At 52.4% G+C, this 17,785-nt stretch carries 14 protein-coding genes and 3 pseudogenes; 7 read left to right on the top strand and 10 right to left on the bottom strand.

The window, feature by feature from the left end; all coding sequences use genetic code 11:
* Positions 1-43 precede the first annotated feature (43 nt).
* Together zntB and ynaL are read left to right on the top strand one after the other, a co-directional pair.
* The gene (zntB, locus tag H2P46_RS05775; RefSeq protein WP_193404224.1) at positions 44-1,027 is read left to right on the top strand and encodes a zinc transporter ZntB; all 984 of its coding nucleotides are present in this window, start codon (positions 44-46) and stop codon (positions 1,025-1,027) included.
* A gap of 264 nt (positions 1,028-1,291) precedes the next feature.
* Complete coding sequence (gene ynaL, locus H2P46_RS05770; protein ID WP_193404223.1) at positions 1,292-1,468, top strand: proline-rich small protein YnaL; 177 nt, start codon at positions 1,292-1,294, stop codon at positions 1,466-1,468.
* Between the two features lie 49 nt (positions 1,469-1,517).
* On the opposite strand, the gene ttcA is transcribed toward ynaL, so the two are convergent.
* The 3 genes from ttcA to H2P46_RS05755 all read right to left on the bottom strand — a co-directional run bounded on the left by ttcA (position 1,518) and on the right by H2P46_RS05755 (position 3,971).
* Positions 1,518-2,453 (bottom strand): tRNA 2-thiocytidine(32) synthetase TtcA, encoded by a 936-nt coding sequence (gene ttcA, locus H2P46_RS05765; protein ID WP_193404222.1) that lies wholly within the window; start codon positions 2,451-2,453, stop codon positions 1,518-1,520.
* 463 nt (positions 2,454-2,916) lie between these two features.
* Positions 2,917-3,093 carry a con-10 family general stress protein gene (locus H2P46_RS05760; protein WP_193404221.1) on the bottom strand — a complete coding sequence of 59 codons (177 nt, stop codon included), beginning with the start codon at positions 3,091-3,093 and terminating at the stop codon, positions 2,917-2,919.
* 221 nt (positions 3,094-3,314) lie between these two features.
* Positions 3,315-3,971 (bottom strand): MgtC/SapB family protein, encoded by a 657-nt coding sequence (locus tag H2P46_RS05755; RefSeq protein ID WP_193404220.1) that lies wholly within the window; start codon positions 3,969-3,971, stop codon positions 3,315-3,317.
* 183 nt (positions 3,972-4,154) lie between these two features.
* Here H2P46_RS05755 and H2P46_RS05750 point away from each other — a divergent pair, with 183 nt between their 5' ends.
* A complete protein-coding gene (locus H2P46_RS05750) occupies positions 4,155-4,430 on the top strand; it encodes a putative hemolysin (RefSeq protein WP_193404219.1) in 276 nt (91 codons plus the stop codon).
* Between the two features lie 38 nt (positions 4,431-4,468).
* Here the strand turns inward: H2P46_RS05750 and H2P46_RS05745 are convergent, their stop codons facing one another.
* Positions 4,469-5,461, bottom strand: a complete 993-nt coding sequence (locus tag H2P46_RS05745; RefSeq protein ID WP_193404218.1) for a 2-hydroxyacid dehydrogenase — start codon at positions 5,459-5,461, stop codon at positions 4,469-4,471.
* A gap of 156 nt (positions 5,462-5,617) precedes the next feature.
* Here H2P46_RS05745 and H2P46_RS05740 point away from each other — a divergent pair, with 156 nt between their 5' ends.
* The 3 genes from H2P46_RS05740 to H2P46_RS05730 are packed head-to-tail and all read left to right on the top strand — an operon-like array spanning position 5,618 to position 8,756.
* Positions 5,618-8,239 carry a YdbH family protein gene (locus tag H2P46_RS05740; RefSeq protein ID WP_193404217.1) on the top strand — a complete coding sequence of 874 codons (2,622 nt, stop codon included), beginning with the start codon at positions 5,618-5,620 and terminating at the stop codon, positions 8,237-8,239.
* On the top strand, positions 8,236-8,424 hold the full coding sequence (locus H2P46_RS05735) for a YnbE family lipoprotein (RefSeq protein ID WP_193404216.1): 189 nt from the start codon (positions 8,236-8,238) through the stop codon (positions 8,422-8,424). Before H2P46_RS05740 ends, H2P46_RS05735 begins: the two co-directional genes overlap by 4 nt.
* A gap of 11 nt (positions 8,425-8,435) precedes the next feature.
* Positions 8,436-8,756, top strand: a complete 321-nt coding sequence (locus tag H2P46_RS05730) for a YdbL family probable chaperone protein (RefSeq protein ID WP_193404215.1) — start codon at positions 8,436-8,438, stop codon at positions 8,754-8,756.
* Positions 8,757-8,859: 103 nt separating this feature from the next.
* Here H2P46_RS05730 and azoR read toward each other — a convergent pair whose 3' ends face one another.
* Entirely contained in the window at positions 8,860-9,459 is a 600-nt protein-coding gene (azoR, locus tag H2P46_RS05725) for an FMN-dependent NADH-azoreductase (RefSeq protein WP_193404214.1), read from the bottom strand.
* 244 nt (positions 9,460-9,703) lie between these two features.
* On the opposite strand from azoR, the gene hrpA reads away from it, so the two are divergent.
* On the top strand, positions 9,704-13,603 hold the full coding sequence (hrpA, locus tag H2P46_RS05720; protein WP_193404213.1) for an ATP-dependent RNA helicase HrpA: 3,900 nt from the start codon (positions 9,704-9,706) through the stop codon (positions 13,601-13,603).
* 172 nt (positions 13,604-13,775) lie between these two features.
* Here hrpA and H2P46_RS05715 read toward each other — a convergent pair.
* The 5 genes and pseudogenes from H2P46_RS05715 to H2P46_RS05700 all read right to left on the bottom strand — a co-directional run.
* A pseudogene (locus H2P46_RS05715) lies at positions 13,776-14,585 on the bottom strand (trypsin-like serine peptidase).
* Positions 14,586-14,692: 107 nt separating this feature from the next.
* Positions 14,693-14,782: a small membrane protein YdgU gene (ydgU, locus tag H2P46_RS23485; RefSeq protein WP_476738965.1), complete on the bottom strand. Its 90-nt coding sequence runs from the start codon at positions 14,780-14,782 to the stop codon at positions 14,693-14,695.
* 75 nt (positions 14,783-14,857) lie between these two features.
* Positions 14,858-15,208, bottom strand: a pseudogene (gene asr, locus H2P46_RS05710) (acid resistance repetitive basic protein Asr); the annotation flags it as partial.
* A 157-nt stretch (positions 15,209-15,365) separates the two neighbouring features.
* The gene (locus H2P46_RS05705) at positions 15,366-16,853 is read right to left on the bottom strand and encodes a carboxypeptidase M32 (RefSeq protein WP_193404211.1); all 1,488 of its coding nucleotides are present in this window, start codon (positions 16,851-16,853) and stop codon (positions 15,366-15,368) included.
* A 21-nt stretch (positions 16,854-16,874) separates the two neighbouring features.
* A pseudogene (locus tag H2P46_RS05700) lies at positions 16,875-17,729 on the bottom strand (ATP-binding protein); the annotation flags it as partial.
* Positions 17,730-17,785 lie beyond the last annotated feature (56 nt).

Below are 17,785 nucleotides of genomic sequence, written 5' to 3'. Positions count from 1 at the left end.
GCGCTAGACTGTATCGTATTGATTTTGATAATGAGACATCATCGTGGATGTGATTGAAGGTAAAGCGTTACAGATTTCAGATGCCATTATTGCCTGTCAGCTGGACGGCAAGGGCGGCCAGATTGCCATTGAAGATAAAGACGTCATCCATTGCGAAAAACCGTGCTGGCTGCACTTAAATTATACCCATCCTCAAAGTTTAGAATGGCTGCAATCGACACCGCTGTTGCCGGATTCGGTGCGCGATGCGCTGGCGGGGGATAGCATGCGCCCGCGCGTTAACCGCCTGGGCGATGGATTTATGATTGTGTTGCGCAGCGTGAATTACAACAGCGATTCGCGTCCAGACCAGCTGGTGGCGATGCGGCTGTTTATTAACGACAAGCTGATTGTTTCTACCCGCCGTCGTAAAGTCTATGCGGTAGATGAAGTGCTGACTGACTTGCAAAACGGTAATGGGCCGGTGGATTGTGGAAGCTGGCTGGTGGAAATTTGCGATGCATTAACCGATCACACCAGCGAATTTATTGAAGAACTGCATGACAAAATTATCGAACTGGAGGATGCGTTACTCGATCAGCGCATTCCGGCGCGAGGCGAACTTGGGCTGCTACGTAAACAATTGATTGTGATGCGACGCTATATGGCGCCTCAGCGCGATGTATATGCGCGCCTGGCCAGTGAAAAACTGCCGTGGATGGATGATAGCGAACGCCGCCGCATGCAGGACATTTCGGATCGTTTAGGGCGCGGCCTGGACGATTTAGACGCGGGCGTGGCGCGTACTGCCGTGCTGGCAGATGAACTGGCGTCAGTGATGGCTGAATCCATGAACCGCCGTACCTATACCATGTCGCTGATGGCGATGATTTTCCTTCCAGCCACCTTTCTTACCGGCTTATTTGGCGTTAACCTGGGCGGCATTCCCGGTGGCACGTGGCATTACGGTTTTAGCGTGTTTTGCTTGTTACTCGCCGTATTAGCGCTGGGCGTGGCGGGATACCTGAAACGGCGACGCTGGTTATAGGACACTAAAATTAGCGTTATCAAAAAGTTAAATGTAGATAAAAATTCCAGAAGGAACATTAAAGATGATCAATATCAATAATTCCTGGCGGAACCTGACGCAGAATCACTCCCGCAGGTGAATGCAACGTCAAGCGATGGGCGTTGTGCTCCATATTGTCTTACTTTTCTTTAGAATTAATACGTAACACCTTTTAATTCGAATCAGCCGGCCTTATCCGCCGGCTTTTTTTTACCTGACTGGCTCTGTCGTGCATTCTTTTCTATGCTTAAAGAACCTATGCAAGAGAAGGAGAACGGTATGAATGCGATTACTGCCAGCGAACCGATTCCAACCGATCCAACCCCTATCCCTGAGCCGATTCCACAACCGCAGCCGCAACCCGATCCGCCACCAGACCCAGAATTTCCACCGGTTATGGATCCGCCGCCACACAGATAAAAGAAAAGGGCGCACAGCAAAAACTGTGCGCCCTTAATATTTTCAGACGTTATTTGATCTGCAGTATATCGAGCCGTGCGCTCAGGTCGGGCGTCTCTTCGTCTTCTCTCCGCCAGCCAATCGGGTTTATTGGCAACGTTTCACGGTCAAAAGCCAGATCGCCGCCATCTACCACGTCATCACCATGCTTAATACTTTTGAAATCGAATAAATTGACGTCAGCCATATGGGACGGCACCACGTTTTGCATGGCGCTAAACATGGTTTCGATCCGGCCCGGGTAACGCTTGTCCCAGTCGCGCAGCATATCTGCCACCACCTGACGTTGCAGGTTAGGCTGCGAACCACACAGGTTGCAGGGGATAATAGGGAACTGACGCGCTTCGGAGAAGCGAATGATGTCCTTTTCGCGGCAATAGGCCAGCGGACGGATCACGATGTGTTTGCCATCATCGCTCATCAGTTTCGGTGGCATACCTTTCATTTTGCCGCCATAGAACATGTTCAAAAACAGCGTCTGCAAAATATCGTCACGATGGTGGCCCAGAGCAATTTTGCTGCAACCTAACTCACTGGCGGTGCGATAGAGAATGCCTCGACGCAGTCGTGAGCAAAGCGAGCAGGTAGTTTTGCCTTCAGGGATTTTATCCTTAACGATGGAATAGGTGTCTTCTTCGACAATTTTGTATTCAACGCCCTGCGCTTCAAGATATTCCGGCAGGATATGACCTGGAAAACCAGGTTGTTTCTGATCAAGGTTTACCGCTACCAGCGTGAAATTCACTGGTGCACTTTTCTGCAAACTGCGCAAAATTTCCAGCATGGTATAGCTGTCTTTGCCGCCCGACAGGCAAACCATAATGCGATCGCCTTCCTCAATCATATTGAAGTCAGCGATAGCTTCGCCCACATTGCGGCGCAGGCGCTTTTGCAGTTTGTTGAAATTATAGTGATCTTTTTTTGTATCTTTTTGACTTTGTTGCATTTAATTATTGCCTGACATTGGGGGGCACCAGGAAAGCGCAGCCATTTTGCTTGCGTCCTGGTCACTGACCGTAGCGACTTCAAATAGGGTGAATATGGTACGGATTGCCACGATGAAAGCCAGCATGATTTTAAGTGTCGCTCTGCGAATGTGGAACTCTTCCTAGCGTTAATCTGCCCCTGCAAAGCGCGCTAGCGTTACGTTGTAACGAAAAAGCGGATTCACTCTCCTGATGTCTTTTCAGTAAAGGCATCAAAACACTGATGCGACTGCACAGGGAGCAGAGTCCCGCGAGGCAAGTCAGGAAAAGGCGATAAGAGCCAAATGCTCATGCCGCAATAAAATGCGAAAGCCGATTAAATCGGCTATTGCTTTTTTCTCTACGATAAAAGAAAACGGTGGGTAAAAGCGTAATCGCCCATCCCTGGCGTGAAAAATCCATTAAGGCGCCTTTCCAGTAGTGCTACTTTGAGGTGCGACGGCTTATTTTGCCTCCTTTCCTGCCTGCTTCCCTGGCACGTTCCGGATCATTCTTGAAATTTCCTCCGCTTACTTTGCCGCCGGCGCTGCCAGCTTCGCTGGCACGTTCTGGGTTTTCAGCGAAATTCCCCGAACCGCCTCGGTGCTTCTGTTGTGTCATAGATAGGCCTCAACTAAGGGTGTTTTCTTTGAGAAGGACTAGCTAGTCACAGTAATAAGCGTAGCTGGTGGTTTCGATTATGCAAATCGGTGGCACACTTAATTCATTGATTTAAAATGTATTTTACCCGAACCGCCAGGTTTGCTGGCGGTAATTACCTCATAAAAGGCGGCATGCTTTTAGCCGTGGAAGGGAACCTCCGTCACCGTCAAACGCACAAATTAAATCATTTCCAGCGATTGCACTCCTTTGATTTCCATGGCTTTTTCATAGAGATGAGAACCTTTGGCTTTATGTGACAACGTCACCTGAACGCTCAGTTCACATAAACCGCTTTCCTGATCGCGATTGACTACCGCGATATGCCCATAGCGGATGCCCTCACGTTGCAAAGCCAAAAGCACCAGCGGCACACTTTTCGCTTTCAGTAACACCATAATGGTATGGTGTCGGCCAATGAGAAAATGGCTGATGCGGCGGAATACTTCTAACACCACCAGCGCGAGTACCGTCCCGTAAATACCGATTTCATACATACCGCTACCAATCACCAGACCAATGGCGGCCGTTACCCACAGTCCAGCCGCCGTGGTTAAGCCTTTAACGATTTGCTTTTGAATGATAATCGTTCCGGCGCCCAGAAAGCCCATGCCGCTCACGACCTGAGCGGCAATACGGCTGGGATCAAGGGCAACATGGTGATTATCCAGCATGTCGGCAAAGCCATATTTGGAGACCAGCATGAACATCGTGCTCCCAATGGCCACCAAAATATGGGTGCGTAAGCCCGCCTCCTTGGCACGCATCTGGCGCTCCATCCCAATTAACCCACCTAACACGCCCGCAAGTGCAATACGGATTAGCATATCCGTTAACATGGCTTTTCTCCGAAAGTGATAAACCGTTGTGGGCCTGCTGCCACAAGCACAGGCGCTAAACAGGATAATTCTGCTTGCAAAGCAACAAAGAAAATTTTGTAAAAAGCTGTTTCGCCTCTCGACCCCTTACGCTGCCTGACATATGCTGGCTCTGCCTCTAACCTCAACCCCGGAGTCCAACTGATGAAAGCAGCCACCTTTCTGCTGGCCGGTGCCGCTTTGTTGCTATCCGCCTGTAGCAGCCACGGCGATGACAATGAACCGCCACAGCAGGCTACCGCCGCCCATATTCAACCGCACGTTGTTATGTCTTCTTTAGCAGAAAGTAACTGCGCTAATGCTGGTGGTACGCTGGCATTTTCACATCAGTTAGATGGTTCGCGCATTGGCATGTGTCAGCTGGTTAATGGCCGTCGCTGTGATGAACAGGCGCTGATTGGCGGCCGCTGCGCGCGCTAAACCGTGCTGAAGGCCGGATTTTACCGGCCTGCGCACCTTTACGCTGACACCAGGTTAGGGCAGGTCTCGCCCTTACCGAGCTGCCTGAGATTACTTAGCGTGGTGGCTGAAATAGCCGTTAACGCTTCTGCCGTCAAAAATGCCTGGTGTCCGGTAAACAGGACGTTATGACAGGCCGATAAACGACGGAAAACATCATCCTGAATGACGTCATTTGATTTGTCCTCAAAGAACAAGTCGCGCTCGTTTTCATAAACATCCATGCCCAGCGAACCGATTTTTTGCTGTTTCAGTGCGTCAATCGCAGCCTGAGAATCAATTAATCCCCCACGGCTGGTATTAACGATCATCACGCCATCTTTCATCTGGCTGAATGCGTCGGCGTTAAGCAGGTGGTGATTCTCTGGCGTCAAGGGACAATGCAGCGTAATCACATCTGATTCGGCAAATAGAGTATGAAGATCGACATATTCTGCGCCCAGCACTAAAGCCTGCGGGCTCGGGAAAGGATCAAACGCCAGTAAACGCATGCCAAACCCTTTCAAAATACGCATGGTAGCAACGCCGATTTTACCGGTGCCAATCACGCCAGCGGTTTTGTTATGCATATTAAAACCGGTTAAGCCATCCAGTGAAAAATTAGCATCACGCGTGCGCTGATAGGCGCGATGAATACGGCGATTGAGCGTCATCATCAGGCCGATAGTGTGTTCTGCCACCGCTTCCGGCGAGTAGGCCGGTACGCGTACCACGTTGAGATTTAACGCCTTCGCTGCGGCTAAATCGACGTTATTAAACCCAGCACAGCGTAGCGCAATATGCTTCACACCCAGCGCCGCTAACTCTTCCAGAACCAGGCGACTACCGTCATCGTTAACGAAAATACAGACGGCATCACATCCCACGGCATTTTTAGCGGTCGTTTCCGTCAGCAAAAAGTCGAAAAACACCAGCTCATAACCATACGCCTGGTTCACCTGCTCAAGATATTTTTGGTCATAGTGTTTGGTGCTGTAAACCGCGATTTTCATCGTCTTGCTCCTGCATACGGGGATGTCCAAAGAATAACGTTTTCTGCCGCACTTTGCTGAATCACCTTCATTGTCTGTTCAGCAAACCTTCACCTTCCGCGCATAACATGCCATCATCTTTGTCAGATTCCTGTAAGGAAAAGGATTATTGTTGTCATGCCACGGATTTTCCGCCGACGACTTGCTGCGATTCTGGCGCTGATTCTGCTGGTGCTGGGCTTATTGCTGACCCTCACGCAATGGCTGCCGCGACTGGTCGGTATCTGGCTGCCACCCGATACGCGTGTTGAGCTGGAAGGCAGCCCCCGCTGGCGCAACGGCGGCCTGTGGTTTCCCCATATTCGTTATCTGGCGGACGATTGTGTCTTAGCTTCAGTGGATGCGGCGTCCCTGGGTTGGCACCCGTCGCGCTGGCAGCTTAACGTCGGTCAGGCTGCGCTGAACACTGACTGCCTGCAAAAGTTACCCGCGAGTGGAGATCAACCCACAGCACCGAAAAGTCTGGCCGAGTGGCAAGCGATGCTGCCTGGCGCCACTATTCATGTCGATAAATTCATGGTTGCGCCATGGCAAACCTATGCCGGACGACTGGATTTGAAACTGGAAAGCAACCAGCAACAGCTCCATTTTCAGGGCGACAACCTGCAACTTGATGCGGACTTACAAGGCCAGCAACTGCATATCAACAGCCTGACACTGAAAAATGCGGCGCTTACCGAACCCGTCACGCTAAAGGGGCAGCTTGAATTGCCTGAATTCGCTGACGGGCTACCGGTGAACGGTAAGGTCGAAGGTAAACTGGCGCTCGGCGCGCTGCCTGGGGCGCTTGATGTCACACTGAACTGGCAGCAGCAGCAAGGTTTATTGAGCGTCGCGATGCAAGGCATCCCGCAGCCGTTGCTGAATTTGCCGTGGCAGGCCAGCGCAGATCAAATCCACATTGAAAAGGGCCAGTATTACTGGCCGCTGGATACCCAGCCGCTGTCAGGTTTTATCAATATAACGCTGGATAACTGGCGATCCGGGCTGGAAGGGACGCGTATAACAGGCCGCTTCAATCTTCTGACCCAGGGGCGCGGCGGCAAAGGCAACGTAGTTTTGAACATCGGTCCGGGCAAGCTCAGCCTAACGCAAAGTCAGCTGCCGTTTCAGCTCACCGGTGAAAGCAAGCTGGCGGCGATACAGTTGTATGGCACTCTACCTGGAGAGCTCAACGGCCCGGTTCTCGATCCACTCCTCACGCTGAAACCTGGCGCACTGTTGCGTTCGCGTGGTCGTTTATTATCGACCCTGGAAGTGGATGAAGCGCGCTGGCCGCTGGCGGGCGTGCGTCTCTCTTCGCAGGGCATTGACGGGCGTCTGCAAGCGATTCTAAAGGCGCACGATCCCAGCTTTGGCCGCTTCACGCTGCACCTGGATGGTCGGGCGAATAATTTCTGGCCTGACAAAGGAGAATGGAACTGGCATTACTGGGGAACGGGTGAGATGGTGCCGCTTAACGCCCGGTGGGATCTCACGGGAACCGGCGGCTGGCAGGGAACGTTAATTCATCTTGATACCTTATCAACCGGCTTTAACCAGCTGAAATACGCGATGGTACAGGCCAGTAAACCCCGTTTAACGTTAACGGCGCCGGTTAACTGGCAGCGCGATCCGCAACACCCCTCCTTTAACGGCGGTTTTCAGATGAAGTCCGGCCAAACCCAATTCAGCTACGGTGGCTGGCTACCAGATTCTGAGCTGGAATTTGAAGCCAAAGGGCGCGACCCCAGTGATTTCGTCTGGCGTGGACAGCTAAAAGCGGAGGCTATTGGCCCATTGCGCGTCCATGGCCGTTGGGATGGCGAGCGCCTGCGCGGCGAAGCGTGGTGGCCCTCGCAATCACTGACTGTTTTTCAGCCGTTATTAAGCCAGGATCTGAAGATGAAAATTCAGTCCGGCGAACTGCGCGCACAGGTGGCTTTTTCCGCCGCGCCAGGACAGGGTTTTGAAGCAGGCGGTCACTGGACAGTAAAACAGGGCAGCGTCTGGACGTCAGACAGCCAAATCAACGGTGTCGATTTTTCGCTGCCCTTCCGCCTGAAGAACCAACGCTGGCAGCTTGGCGTACGCGGCCCGGTTTCTCTGCGTATTGCCGAGGTGAAAAACCAGTTTGCGCTGCAAAACATTCGGGCCGATTTACAGGGTGCCTGGCCGTGGTCTGAATCACATCCTTTAATCTTGCAGGATGTCAGTCTCGATGTGCTTGGCGGGCAAATCACGTTGCCGTCGTTGCGTATGCCGCAACATGAAGCGGCACGCGTTTCGCTGCGTGATATTAGCTTAAGCAAGCTGATTACCGCCATTAAGCCCAGGCAGTTTGCGATGTCCGGCAAGATTAACGGTGAATTACCGCTGTGGCTGAATAATCAGCGCTGGCTGGTTGAAGATGGCTGGATAGCCAATAGCGGGCCGCTGACATTTCGCATGGACAAAGACATGTCCGATGCGATAACCCATAACAATGTGGCGACCGGCGCAGCGCTGGACTGGTTGCGCTACATGGAGATTTCACGTTCATGGGCCACCCTTAATCTGGATACCCTGGGCGCGCTCACCATGAAGGCACAGGTGCAAGGCGTCAGCCGCTTCAGCAATCGTAATCAAACCGTCAATCTCAACTATCGTCATCAGGAAAACCTGTTCCAGCTCTGGCGCAGTTTGCGCTTTGGCGATAATTTGCAATCCTGGGTGGAGCAGAACGCCACCTTGCCAGTGAAGAAGGATCACCATCCATGAGCCTGAGGGCATTACTGATTTTGGCAGCCGGTCTGCCGCTGATCGGCTGCGTACCACGCATAGAAGTCGCCGCGCCAAAAGAGCCAATCACTATCAATATGAATGTGAAAATTGAGCATGAAATTCACATTAAAGTGGATAAAGACGTGGAAGCATTATTGAAAAACCAGAGCGATCTGTTTTGAGGAGAGACAGCATGAGACGCATGAGCGCTGCGCTGCTTCTGGTGTGGATGATTGCCCAGCCCGCATGGGCGTTAACGCTGGATGAAGCGCGTCAGCAAGGTCGTGTGGGCGAGACGCTTTCGGGTTATGTCGCCGCCCGCCAGCAGGACAACGAAACCCAGGCTTTAGTGAAACATATTAACGAAGGACGCCGTACGCAGTATCAGCGGCTGGCGCAGCAGAACGCTCTCACGACTTCAGACATTGCCAGCATCGCCGGTCAAAAACTGGTAAGCCGTGCAGCCGCAGGCGAATATGTGCGTGGTATTAACGGTCAGTGGCGACAAAAATAACCGGCTGACTCACAACATTTCACGTTGAGGAAGGCGGACAAAAATAAAAAGCATAAAAAAGCCGGGTATTAAACCCGGCAACATACAACGGCATCAAAAATGATTAAGCGGCAACGATTTGTTTGATGGCATTTTTAGCATCGTCAGTGGCTTTGGTCGCCACCTCTGGGCCGTAAGCGATGCCTTCAGCAAAGACGAAATTCACATCGCTGATACCGATGAAGCCCAGGAACCGCTTCACATAGGGGGTTAGCAGATCGGATGCGGTGTCTTTGTGAATGCCGCCACGGCTTGACAGAATCACGGCACGTTTACCTTTCACCAGACCTTCTGGACCTGCTTCGGTGTAACGGAAGGTCACGCCAGCGCGAGCAATCAGATCGAAGTAGTTTTTCAGCTGCGTTGGGATGTTGAAGTTGTACATTGGCGCAGCAATCACGATCACATCATACGCTTGCAGCTCAGCAATCAGCGCATCAGACAGTGACAGCGCTTCTTGCTGACGTGGGCTTAATGGCGCGTCAGAAGGGCGCAGCGCACCCACCAGTTCGCCGTCCAGCACCGGAATTGGGTTTGCAGCCAGGTCACGAAGGGTCACTTCGTCGCCATTAGCTTTTGCCTGATCAACGTAGTAGTCAGCCAGTTGGCTTGATTGTGAGTAACCGGCAAGAATGCTGGATTTCAGAACTAAAACTTTGCTCATGGTATTTTCCTGTCTGTAACGCGGAAGGCTTCCCGCTCAATGATTTACACTCTACGGTTAACAGCCGTAGGGTGAAAGCGCAATATTTCGAGAGCGATGTTCGAATTTATTGAACAAGCCAAACGGTCGTGCGGTGCCGTATATGCTATTATGCGCACAATTATTTATTTAATCAGCGGGTTAGCCCAGCCTCTGGGGCGCTGTATTTCACAGCGATACCGCCTGAGTAAGGTACGTCATTACTATGTCATCACCGGTTTCTTCTCCACTTGCACCGCTCTGGGCGCGGCTTGATGCCTTGATGCTGCGCGATCGTCAGCGCTTGCAACGCCGCCTGCACGGTGCAAAAAAAATTAAAAATCCTGCGGCGCAGCAAGATATTGCAGCAGAGCTCGAACAGGATTTCGCCGCTGCCGAACAGCGTGTGGCGCAGCGTATCGCCGCTACGCCTAAAATCACTTTTCCGGCGAATTTACCGGTTAGTCAAAAGCAGCAGGAGATTGCCGACGCAATTCGCGATCATCAGGTGGTGATTGTGGCGGGCGAAACCGGTTCAGGTAAAACGACCCAGCTGCCGAAAATTTGCTTAACGCTGGGGCGCGGCGTGAAAGGGCTGATAGGCCATACTCAGCCGCGCCGCCTGGCGGCCCGCACGGTGGCGAATCGCATTGCCGATGAACTGGAAACCTCTCTCGGTGGATGCGTTGGTTACAAGGTGCGTTTTAACGATCAGGTCAGCGAAACGACGCAGGTGAAGCTGATGACGGATGGTATTTTGCTGGCAGAAATCCAGCAGGATCGCCTGTTGTTGCAATACGACACGCTTATCATCGATGAAGCGCACGAGCGCAGCCTGAATATTGATTTTCTGCTCGGCTATTTGCGTGAGTTGCTGCCGCGTCGTCCCGATCTGAAAATCATTATTACGTCGGCAACCATCGATCCGCAGCGTTTTTCACGCCATTTTAACGACGCGCCGGTAATTGAAGTTTCAGGTCGCACGTATCCGGTGGAAGTGCGTTATCGTCCGATCGTGGAAGAGGCCGATGATGGCGATCGCGACCAGCTACAAGCCATTTTTGATGCAGTCGATGAGCTTGGCCATGAGAGCCGGGGCGATATTCTGATTTTCATGAGCGGTGAGCGTGAAATTCGTGACACCGCCGACGCGCTGATGAAGCGCAACCTGCCGCATACCGAGATTTTGCCGTTATATGCGCGCCTGTCGAATGCGGAACAGAACCGGGTATTTCAGCCACACAGCGGGCGCCGCATTGTGCTGGCAACTAACGTAGCGGAAACCTCGCTTACCGTACCGGGGATCAAATATGTCATCGATCCCGGCACCGCACGTATAAGCCGCTATAGCTTCCGCACCAAAGTGCAACGCTTGCCCATCGAACCGATTTCACAAGCCTCTGCTAATCAGCGAAAAGGGCGTTGTGGGCGCGTATCAGAAGGGATCTGCATTCGCCTCTATTCTGAGGATGATTTTCTCAGCCGCCCGGCGTTTACCGATCCTGAGATCCTGCGTACCAATCTGGCCTCGGTTATTTTGCAAATGACCGCGCTGGGATTGGGCGATATTGCTGCGTTTCCGTTTGTTGAAGCGCCGGACAAACGTAATATCCAGGATGGCGTGCGGCTGCTGGAAGAACTGGGCGCCCTGACGCTGAACGACGAAAACGGACACTACAAACTGACCGGCTCAGGTCGCCAGCTGGCGCAGCTCCCTGTTGATCCAAGGCTGGCTCGCATGGTGCTTGAAGCACAAAAATATGGCTGCGTGCGAGAAATCATGATTATCACCGCCGGTTTGTCGATTCAGGATCCCCGTGAACGGCCAGCCGAGAAAAAGCAGGCGTCGGATGAGAAACATCGCCGCTTTGCGGATAAAGAGTCAGACTTTCTTGCTTTTGTTAATCTGTGGAATTACCTGAGCGAGCAACAAAAAGCGTTGTCAGGCAATCTGTTCCGTCGTCAGTGCAAGAGTGACTTCCTTAACTATCTGCGTGTGCGCGAGTGGCAGGATATTTATACCCAGCTGCGTCAGGTGGTACGTGAACTCGGCATTCCGGTTAACAGCGAACCCGCTGGATTTCGCGAAATCCATTGCGCCTTGCTCACTGGCTTGCTGTCGCATATCGGTCAAAAAGATGCTGAAAAGCAAGAGTTCACTGGGGCACGCAATGCGCGCTTCGCCATTTTTCCGGGCTCAGGGTTATTCAAAAAGCCGCCAAAATGGACGATGGTCGCTGAACTGGTGGAAACCAGCCGGTTATGGGGGCGCATCGCCGCCCGCATTGATCCTGAATGGATCGAGCCGCTGGCGCAGCATTTGATTAAGCGCAGCTACAGCGAGCCGCACTGGGAGAAATCGCAAGGTGCGGTGATGGCAAGTGAAAAAGTGACGCTTTATGGTTTGCCGATTGTGGCCGCGCGTAAGGTTAATTACGGCCGCATCGATCCGACCTTGAGCCGTGAGCTGTTTATTCGTCATGCGCTGGTGGAAGGCGACTGGCAGACGCGCCACGCCTTTTTCCGCAACAATCAAAAGCTGCGTAGCGAAGTCGAAGATCTGGAACATAAATCACGCCGTCGTGACATCCTGGTTGATGATGAAACGCTATTTGCGTTTTACGATCAGCGTATCGGCAAAGAGGTGGTGTCGGCGAAACATTTTGATAGCTGGTGGAAGCAGGCCAGCCGCGATAACGCTGAATTGCTCAACTTTGATAAGCAGATGCTGATTAAAGAGGGCGCGAATAAAGTCAGCCAGCTTGACTATCCGAATTTCTGGCAGCAGGGCAACCTTAAACTGAAACTGAGTTATCAGTTTGAGCCTGGCGCGGATGCGGATGGCGTAACAGTGCATATTCCGCTCCCGCTGTTGAATCAAGTCGAGGATCAGGGCTTTGAGTGGCAGATTCCCGGCGTGCGGCGTGAATTAATTATCGCTCTCATTAAATCGCTGCCGAAGCCATTGCGCCGTAATCTGGTGCCTGCCCCCAATTATGCCGAAGCCTTTTTAGGGCGTGTAACTGCCATGGAACTGCCTCTGCTGGAGGCGTTAGCGCGTGAGTTTCGACGCATGACGGGCGTAACCCTGGAACGTGAAAACTGGCAATGGGATCAGGTGCCCGATCATCTTAAAATGACATTTCGCGTAGTGGATGAGCACAATCGTAAGTTACAGGAAGGCAAAGATTTGACCGCGCTGAAGGCGCTGCTGAAAGGTAAAGTGCAGGAAACATTGTCAAAAGTGGCTGACGACGGCCTTGAGCAGAGCGATCTGCATATCTGGAGTTTTGGCGATCTACCGCGCAGCTATGAGCAGAAGCGTGGCAGCTATCAGGTAAAAGCCTGGCCGGCGCTGGTTGATGAAAAAGACAGCGTAGCGATTCGCCTGTTCGACAGTGAGCAGGAACAACAAAAGATGATGTGGCGCGGGCAGCGTCGCCTGCTGTTGCTCAATATTCCGTCGCCCGTGAAATATCTCCATGAGAAGCTGCCCAATAAAGCTAAGCTGGGCCTGTACTTCAATCCCTACGGTAAAGTACTGGAGCTGATTGATGACTGCATCGCCTGTGGCATCGACAAGCTGATGGCAGAAGCGGGCGGGCCTGCCTGGCAGCAGGATAATTTCGAGAAGCTGCATGAAAAAGTGCGCGGCGAACTGAATGAAACGGTGGTCGCCATCGCCAGACAGGTCGAGCAGATCCTGACCGCCGTATTTAATATCAATAAGCGCCTGAAAGGACGCGTAGATATGACGCTGGCGTTGGCGTTATCGGATATTAAGACGCAGATGAACGGATTGGTTTATCGCGGTTTCGTGACCGGCAACGGCTGGAAACGGCTGGCCGATACGTTGCGTTATCTGCACGGTATTGAGCGTCGGCTGGAGAAACTGCCGGTCGATCCTCATAGCGATCGCGCGCGGATGTTGAAAGCCCAGGCGGTTGAGCAGGCTTATCAGGCGTGGCGCAATAAATTGCCACCGCTGCGTCAGAATGATGAAGAAGTCGTGAATATTCGCTGGATGATTGAGGAATTGCGGATCAGCTACTTCGCTCAGCAGCTTGGTACACCCTATCCGATTTCCGATAAACGAGTTTTACAGGCGATGGAGCAGGTTGCTTAACGAATAAATACGGGAAGGTTCGCTCGCCAGAAAGCCCGCCGGCGCTTTGCGCTTCGAAAACGCCTCACGGATGAAGCGGGCAAACAGACGCCCTGGATGCCAGTGAGATTCAGGCCGTCTTTACGCAATAACTCAGCCTCTTTGACGGAACACTCCAGTCAGGCTTTACGTTTTACTGCGCCAGGGCTTCTAGCTTATCGCGAAACGATGTCACAGCAATTGCCCGGTTATCCGCCAGATAGCGATCCTTCGCCGCTGGCGCTGAACTTTGCACGGCAATTAACTGCCAGCCTTTATCACTGTTCAGCAGCAACGGGGAGCCGCTATCGCCCGGCAGCGTATCGCACTGATGCGACAATACCGCCCGTTGCGCCCAGCCGGTGATCACACAATCGCTGTGCGAATAGAGCGTATCCAGATGATCTTCAGGATAGCCTGCCTGCGTCACCTTACGGCCTGCCTCTTTTAACGCCGTGGTCAGATCGCTACGCGAACCGGCAAAAAGGGGAATCGGTGTGATGGCGGAAGGGGGGTTACGTAAAATCACCAGGCCATAATCAAGGGAAGCCGCGCTGCTCGGCACGATCCAGCCTTCGCCGTCCGCTTTCAGATGGGTTGCAAGAGAAGGCTCAACGCGTGCATCAATATCGTGGATTTCATAACGCCAGCCTTTATCGCTGGCCATAAAACGCAGCGCCACGGGTTAATCAAAATTGCCCGGTGGCGTTAATAAGCAGTGACCGGCGGTTAACGCCAGATGGGGCGAAATGAGCGTTGCGGTGCATAAGTTGCCGCTTTCGGTCTCAAGTTGACCGATAGCATCCCAGGGGGAATCCATAATATCGCCGATCGCTTTGCGGTGATCTTTACCAAAAAACAGCGTTTTGATTTCGTCAGGATTGGGCGCGTCATCGTCATCATCGGCATGCACAACGGTGTTAAAACTGAATAATCCAATAAGTAACAAAATAGCCAGGCGCATAGTTCTCTCAGTGGCGAGAATAAGTAGGGGATGTTGTCATCACGCTTGAGCGATAACTATAGTCGGTGAGCGGTAAAAAAGGGAGTTTTATTGGGATTATCAGCACACTACAACGACCAGATAAAAAAGCAGGCTGCGACTATGCCGCACAGGATCATCACAATCAGAATAATTTCGAAGCGATAGCGATGCACCATTTCAGCTACTCCAGTAAAGAAACACCCGGCAGGACCGGGTGTTTTTAATCGTCGAATCTTCAGGGCTAAGGTTTATTTCTTAGCAGCTGGTTTTACTACTTTCTTGTGGTGAACTTTCTTAGCTGCCTGCGCTTTCTGTGGAGCCGCTTTTTTCACCGCTTTCTTATGGTGAACTTTCTTAGCTGCCTGCGCTTTCTGTGGTGCTGCTTTTTTCACCGCTTTCTTGTGGTGAACTTTTTTAGCTGCCTGTGCTTTCTGAGCGGCCGCTTTTTTGTGTTTCTTGTGCGCGGTTTTGTGTGCGGTTTTTGCTGGCGCAGCGGTGGTCGTTGCAGCAGTAGGAGCAGGTGCAGCGGTAGTTTCAGCCGCGAAAGCAACAGAGGACAGACCCATAGCAGCGGCGATCACCAGCGCAAATAATTTTTTCATTGCAAATTCCTCGGACTATTTTTTCATGAGTAGCCCACTGCGGGGCCGGTGATAAGACTCTATGTAAAGCGAGGAAAGGTTTCCGTGGGTGTTTGGTATCGGCGTGTAACGGATTGTACGAAGCAGGAGAAATGGCGGCTCCTGAGCCGCCAAAAACTTAACTGTTTAAGTAACGCTGCTCAAGATGCTGACGGAAACAGGCGGGGTTCAATGCTTCGCCAGTGGCGTTCAGCAGTAATTGCCGGGTAGAGAAACGGCTGCCATGCTGCCAAATATTTTGTTGTAGCCAGTCAAATACGGGCTGCAATTCGCCATCCTTAATGCATTCGCTCATCTGTGGAATGGCTTTTTTCACCGCCTGGAATAGCTGCGCCGCATACATCGCGCCGAGTGTATACGTTGGAAAATAGCCAAATGCGCCGTCGGTCCAGTGAATATCCTGCATACAGCCGTCACGATAATTGCCGCGCGTATCAATGCCGAGCGACTGCTGCATTTTTTCATCCCACAAGGCTGGAATATCGTCAACTTCAATCTCGCCTTCAATTAGCGCCCGCTCGATCTCGTAACGCAGCACGATGTGCGCGGGATAGCTGAGCTCATCGGCATCGACACGGATATAACCTGGCTTTACCTGCTGAGTCAGACGAACAAAATTGTCAGCCTGCAAGGCGGGCTGATCGCCCATCAGAATTTTTATGTGCGGCAAAAGGTAGTGCAAAAATTCACGGCTGCGTCCTAACTGCATTTCCATAAACAGGCTTTGCGATTCATGAACAGCCGTTGAGCGTGCCAGCGCCACAGGCTGGCCGCGCCACTGCTGGGGTAAATTCTGCTCGTATCGCGCATGTCCGGTTTCATGAATCACGCCCATCATGGCACTAAGAAACTCATTTTCGTTATAACGCGTGGTGATACGCACATCTTCCGGCACGCCGCCGCAGAACGGATGGACGCTGACGTCAAGGCGACCGTGATTAAAGTCGAACCCCAACGCTTTCATAATGTGCAATCCAAGCTCACGCTGAGTATGAATCGGGAAGGGGCCGCGCGGGTGGATAACCGTCTGTTGCGCCTGTTTTTCTACTACCTGCTGAAGCAGCTCCGGCAGCCAGGTTTTTAACTCACCGAAGGTGCTGTCGAGTTTGGCACTGGTCATGCCGGGTTCGAAAATATCCAGCAACGCGTCATAACGCGAGCTGCCATTCGCCTCCGCACGCAGTTGCGCTTCTTCACGACTTAAACGCACAACTTCTTTCAGATTGACGGAAAATCCTTGCCAGTCGTTAGCCGGACGTTGCTGACGCCAGGCGTGTTCGCAACGTGAACCGGCAATCGATTTGGCTTCAACTAAGGAGGCGGGTAGCAAGGTCGCTTGCTGATAAGCGCGACGCATTTCGTGCAGGTTAGCGCGCTCAACATCGTTCAGTGTTTGCTGTTCAGCAGCCTGAATCAGATCGCCAACACGTTTGTCGGTCAGGATCTCATGTTGCAGTACGCTCATTTCCGCCAGCGCTTCACCGCGTGCACGACTACCACCCGGTGGCATGGTGGTTTGCATATCGCATCCGGCGATGGCGGTAAGATGGCCGAAACGGGAAAGGCGCTGAAAAGTAGCGCTAAGTTGTTGATACGCTGAGGACACGTCATGCTCCTTGTCAAAGTTTTAACGCAGCGGAATTTCCCGCAAGGGTAGATCAACCGGCCAGCAAAAGCGAACGCTGGCACCGCCGAGCGGGCTACTCTCAATAGTCACATTACCGTTAAGCGCCTGGGCAATGGAATACACAATGGCCAGACCCAGCCCACAGCCACCGGTAGCGCGATCGCGGCTTGGATCCAGGCGGACAAAAGGTTCGAACACCCGCTCACGCTCTTCAGGGGGAATACCCGGCCCGTCATCTTCAACCTGTAGAAAGCCTAATGAACCGTCAAACCATAAGCTGATGCGCAGGCGTTGCTGAGCATAGCGCAGGGCATTGTTTATCAGGTTGTCTAACACGCGCTCCATTAATCGGGTATCGGAAATGCCATGATTTTCACGCTGCGGCAGGTCGAGATCGATTTGGGTTTGTGGATTGATGGTGCGGAAATCGTCCAGACGCTCCCGCAGCCAGTTCGCCAAATCGAGGGATTTTAGGTTTAAATCGACGCGTGGGCGATCGAGTCGGGCATAGGTGAGCAGTTCTTCAATCAGGCTTTCGAGCTGCCCAATATCACGGTTCAACGCGGCTGATTCAGCCTCCGTCAGGTTATCACTCATCTCCAGCCGGTAGCGCAGCCGTACCAGCGGAGTGCGAAGTTCATGAGCGATGCCATCAATCAGCTGCTTTTTACTGGCGACCAGCGTATTGATATTGTCCGCCATCTGGTTAAACGCAATGCCCAAACGAAACAGGCTTGAGGCGCTGTCAAAATGGGTGCGGACATTCAACTCGCCGCGTCCGAAACGCTGGGCTGCCTTTTCTAATCGCTGCATCTCCTTCCAGTGCGGGCGCATCCAGATAAATGTCGCTACCGATGTAAAACTGGCCCACCTGCCGATGTAAATCTGACCCACCTAGGGTAAAAATGGCA

It is taken from the genome of Mixta mediterraneensis (genome assembly GCF_014946725.1).
Taxonomy (GTDB): Bacteria; Pseudomonadota; Gammaproteobacteria; order Enterobacterales; family Enterobacteriaceae; genus Pantoea; species Pantoea mediterraneensis.
This window is presented reverse-complemented; position numbering and strand designations above follow the sequence as displayed.

Bases quoted from the DNA above. Each gene is read 5' to 3' on its own strand.
- H2P46_RS05755 (WP_193404220.1), bottom strand. From the start codon at position 3,971: ATGTTAACGGATATGCTAATCCGTATTGCACTTGCGGGCGTGTTAGGT.
- ydgU (WP_476738965.1), bottom strand. From the start codon at position 14,782: ATGGTGCATCGCTATCGCTTCGAAATTATTCTGATTGTGATGATCCTG.
- H2P46_RS05735 (WP_193404216.1), top strand. From the start codon at position 8,236: ATGAGCCTGAGGGCATTACTGATTTTGGCAGCCGGTCTGCCGCTGATC.
- H2P46_RS05760 (WP_193404221.1), bottom strand. From the start codon at position 3,093: ATGACACAACAGAAGCACCGAGGCGGTTCGGGGAATTTCGCTGAAAAC.
- azoR (WP_193404214.1), bottom strand. From the start codon at position 9,459: ATGAGCAAAGTTTTAGTTCTGAAATCCAGCATTCTTGCCGGTTACTCA.
- H2P46_RS05740 (WP_193404217.1), top strand. From the start codon at position 5,618: ATGCCACGGATTTTCCGCCGACGACTTGCTGCGATTCTGGCGCTGATT.
- hrpA (WP_193404213.1), top strand. From the start codon at position 9,704: ATGTCATCACCGGTTTCTTCTCCACTTGCACCGCTCTGGGCGCGGCTT.
- ttcA (WP_193404222.1), bottom strand. From the start codon at position 2,453: ATGCAACAAAGTCAAAAAGATACAAAAAAAGATCACTATAATTTCAAC.
- ynaL (WP_193404223.1), top strand. From the start codon at position 1,292: ATGCTTAAAGAACCTATGCAAGAGAAGGAGAACGGTATGAATGCGATT.
- H2P46_RS05745 (WP_193404218.1), bottom strand. From the start codon at position 5,461: ATGAAAATCGCGGTTTACAGCACCAAACACTATGACCAAAAATATCTT.
- H2P46_RS05730 (WP_193404215.1), top strand. From the start codon at position 8,436: ATGAGACGCATGAGCGCTGCGCTGCTTCTGGTGTGGATGATTGCCCAG.
- H2P46_RS05750 (WP_193404219.1), top strand. From the start codon at position 4,155: ATGAAAGCAGCCACCTTTCTGCTGGCCGGTGCCGCTTTGTTGCTATCC.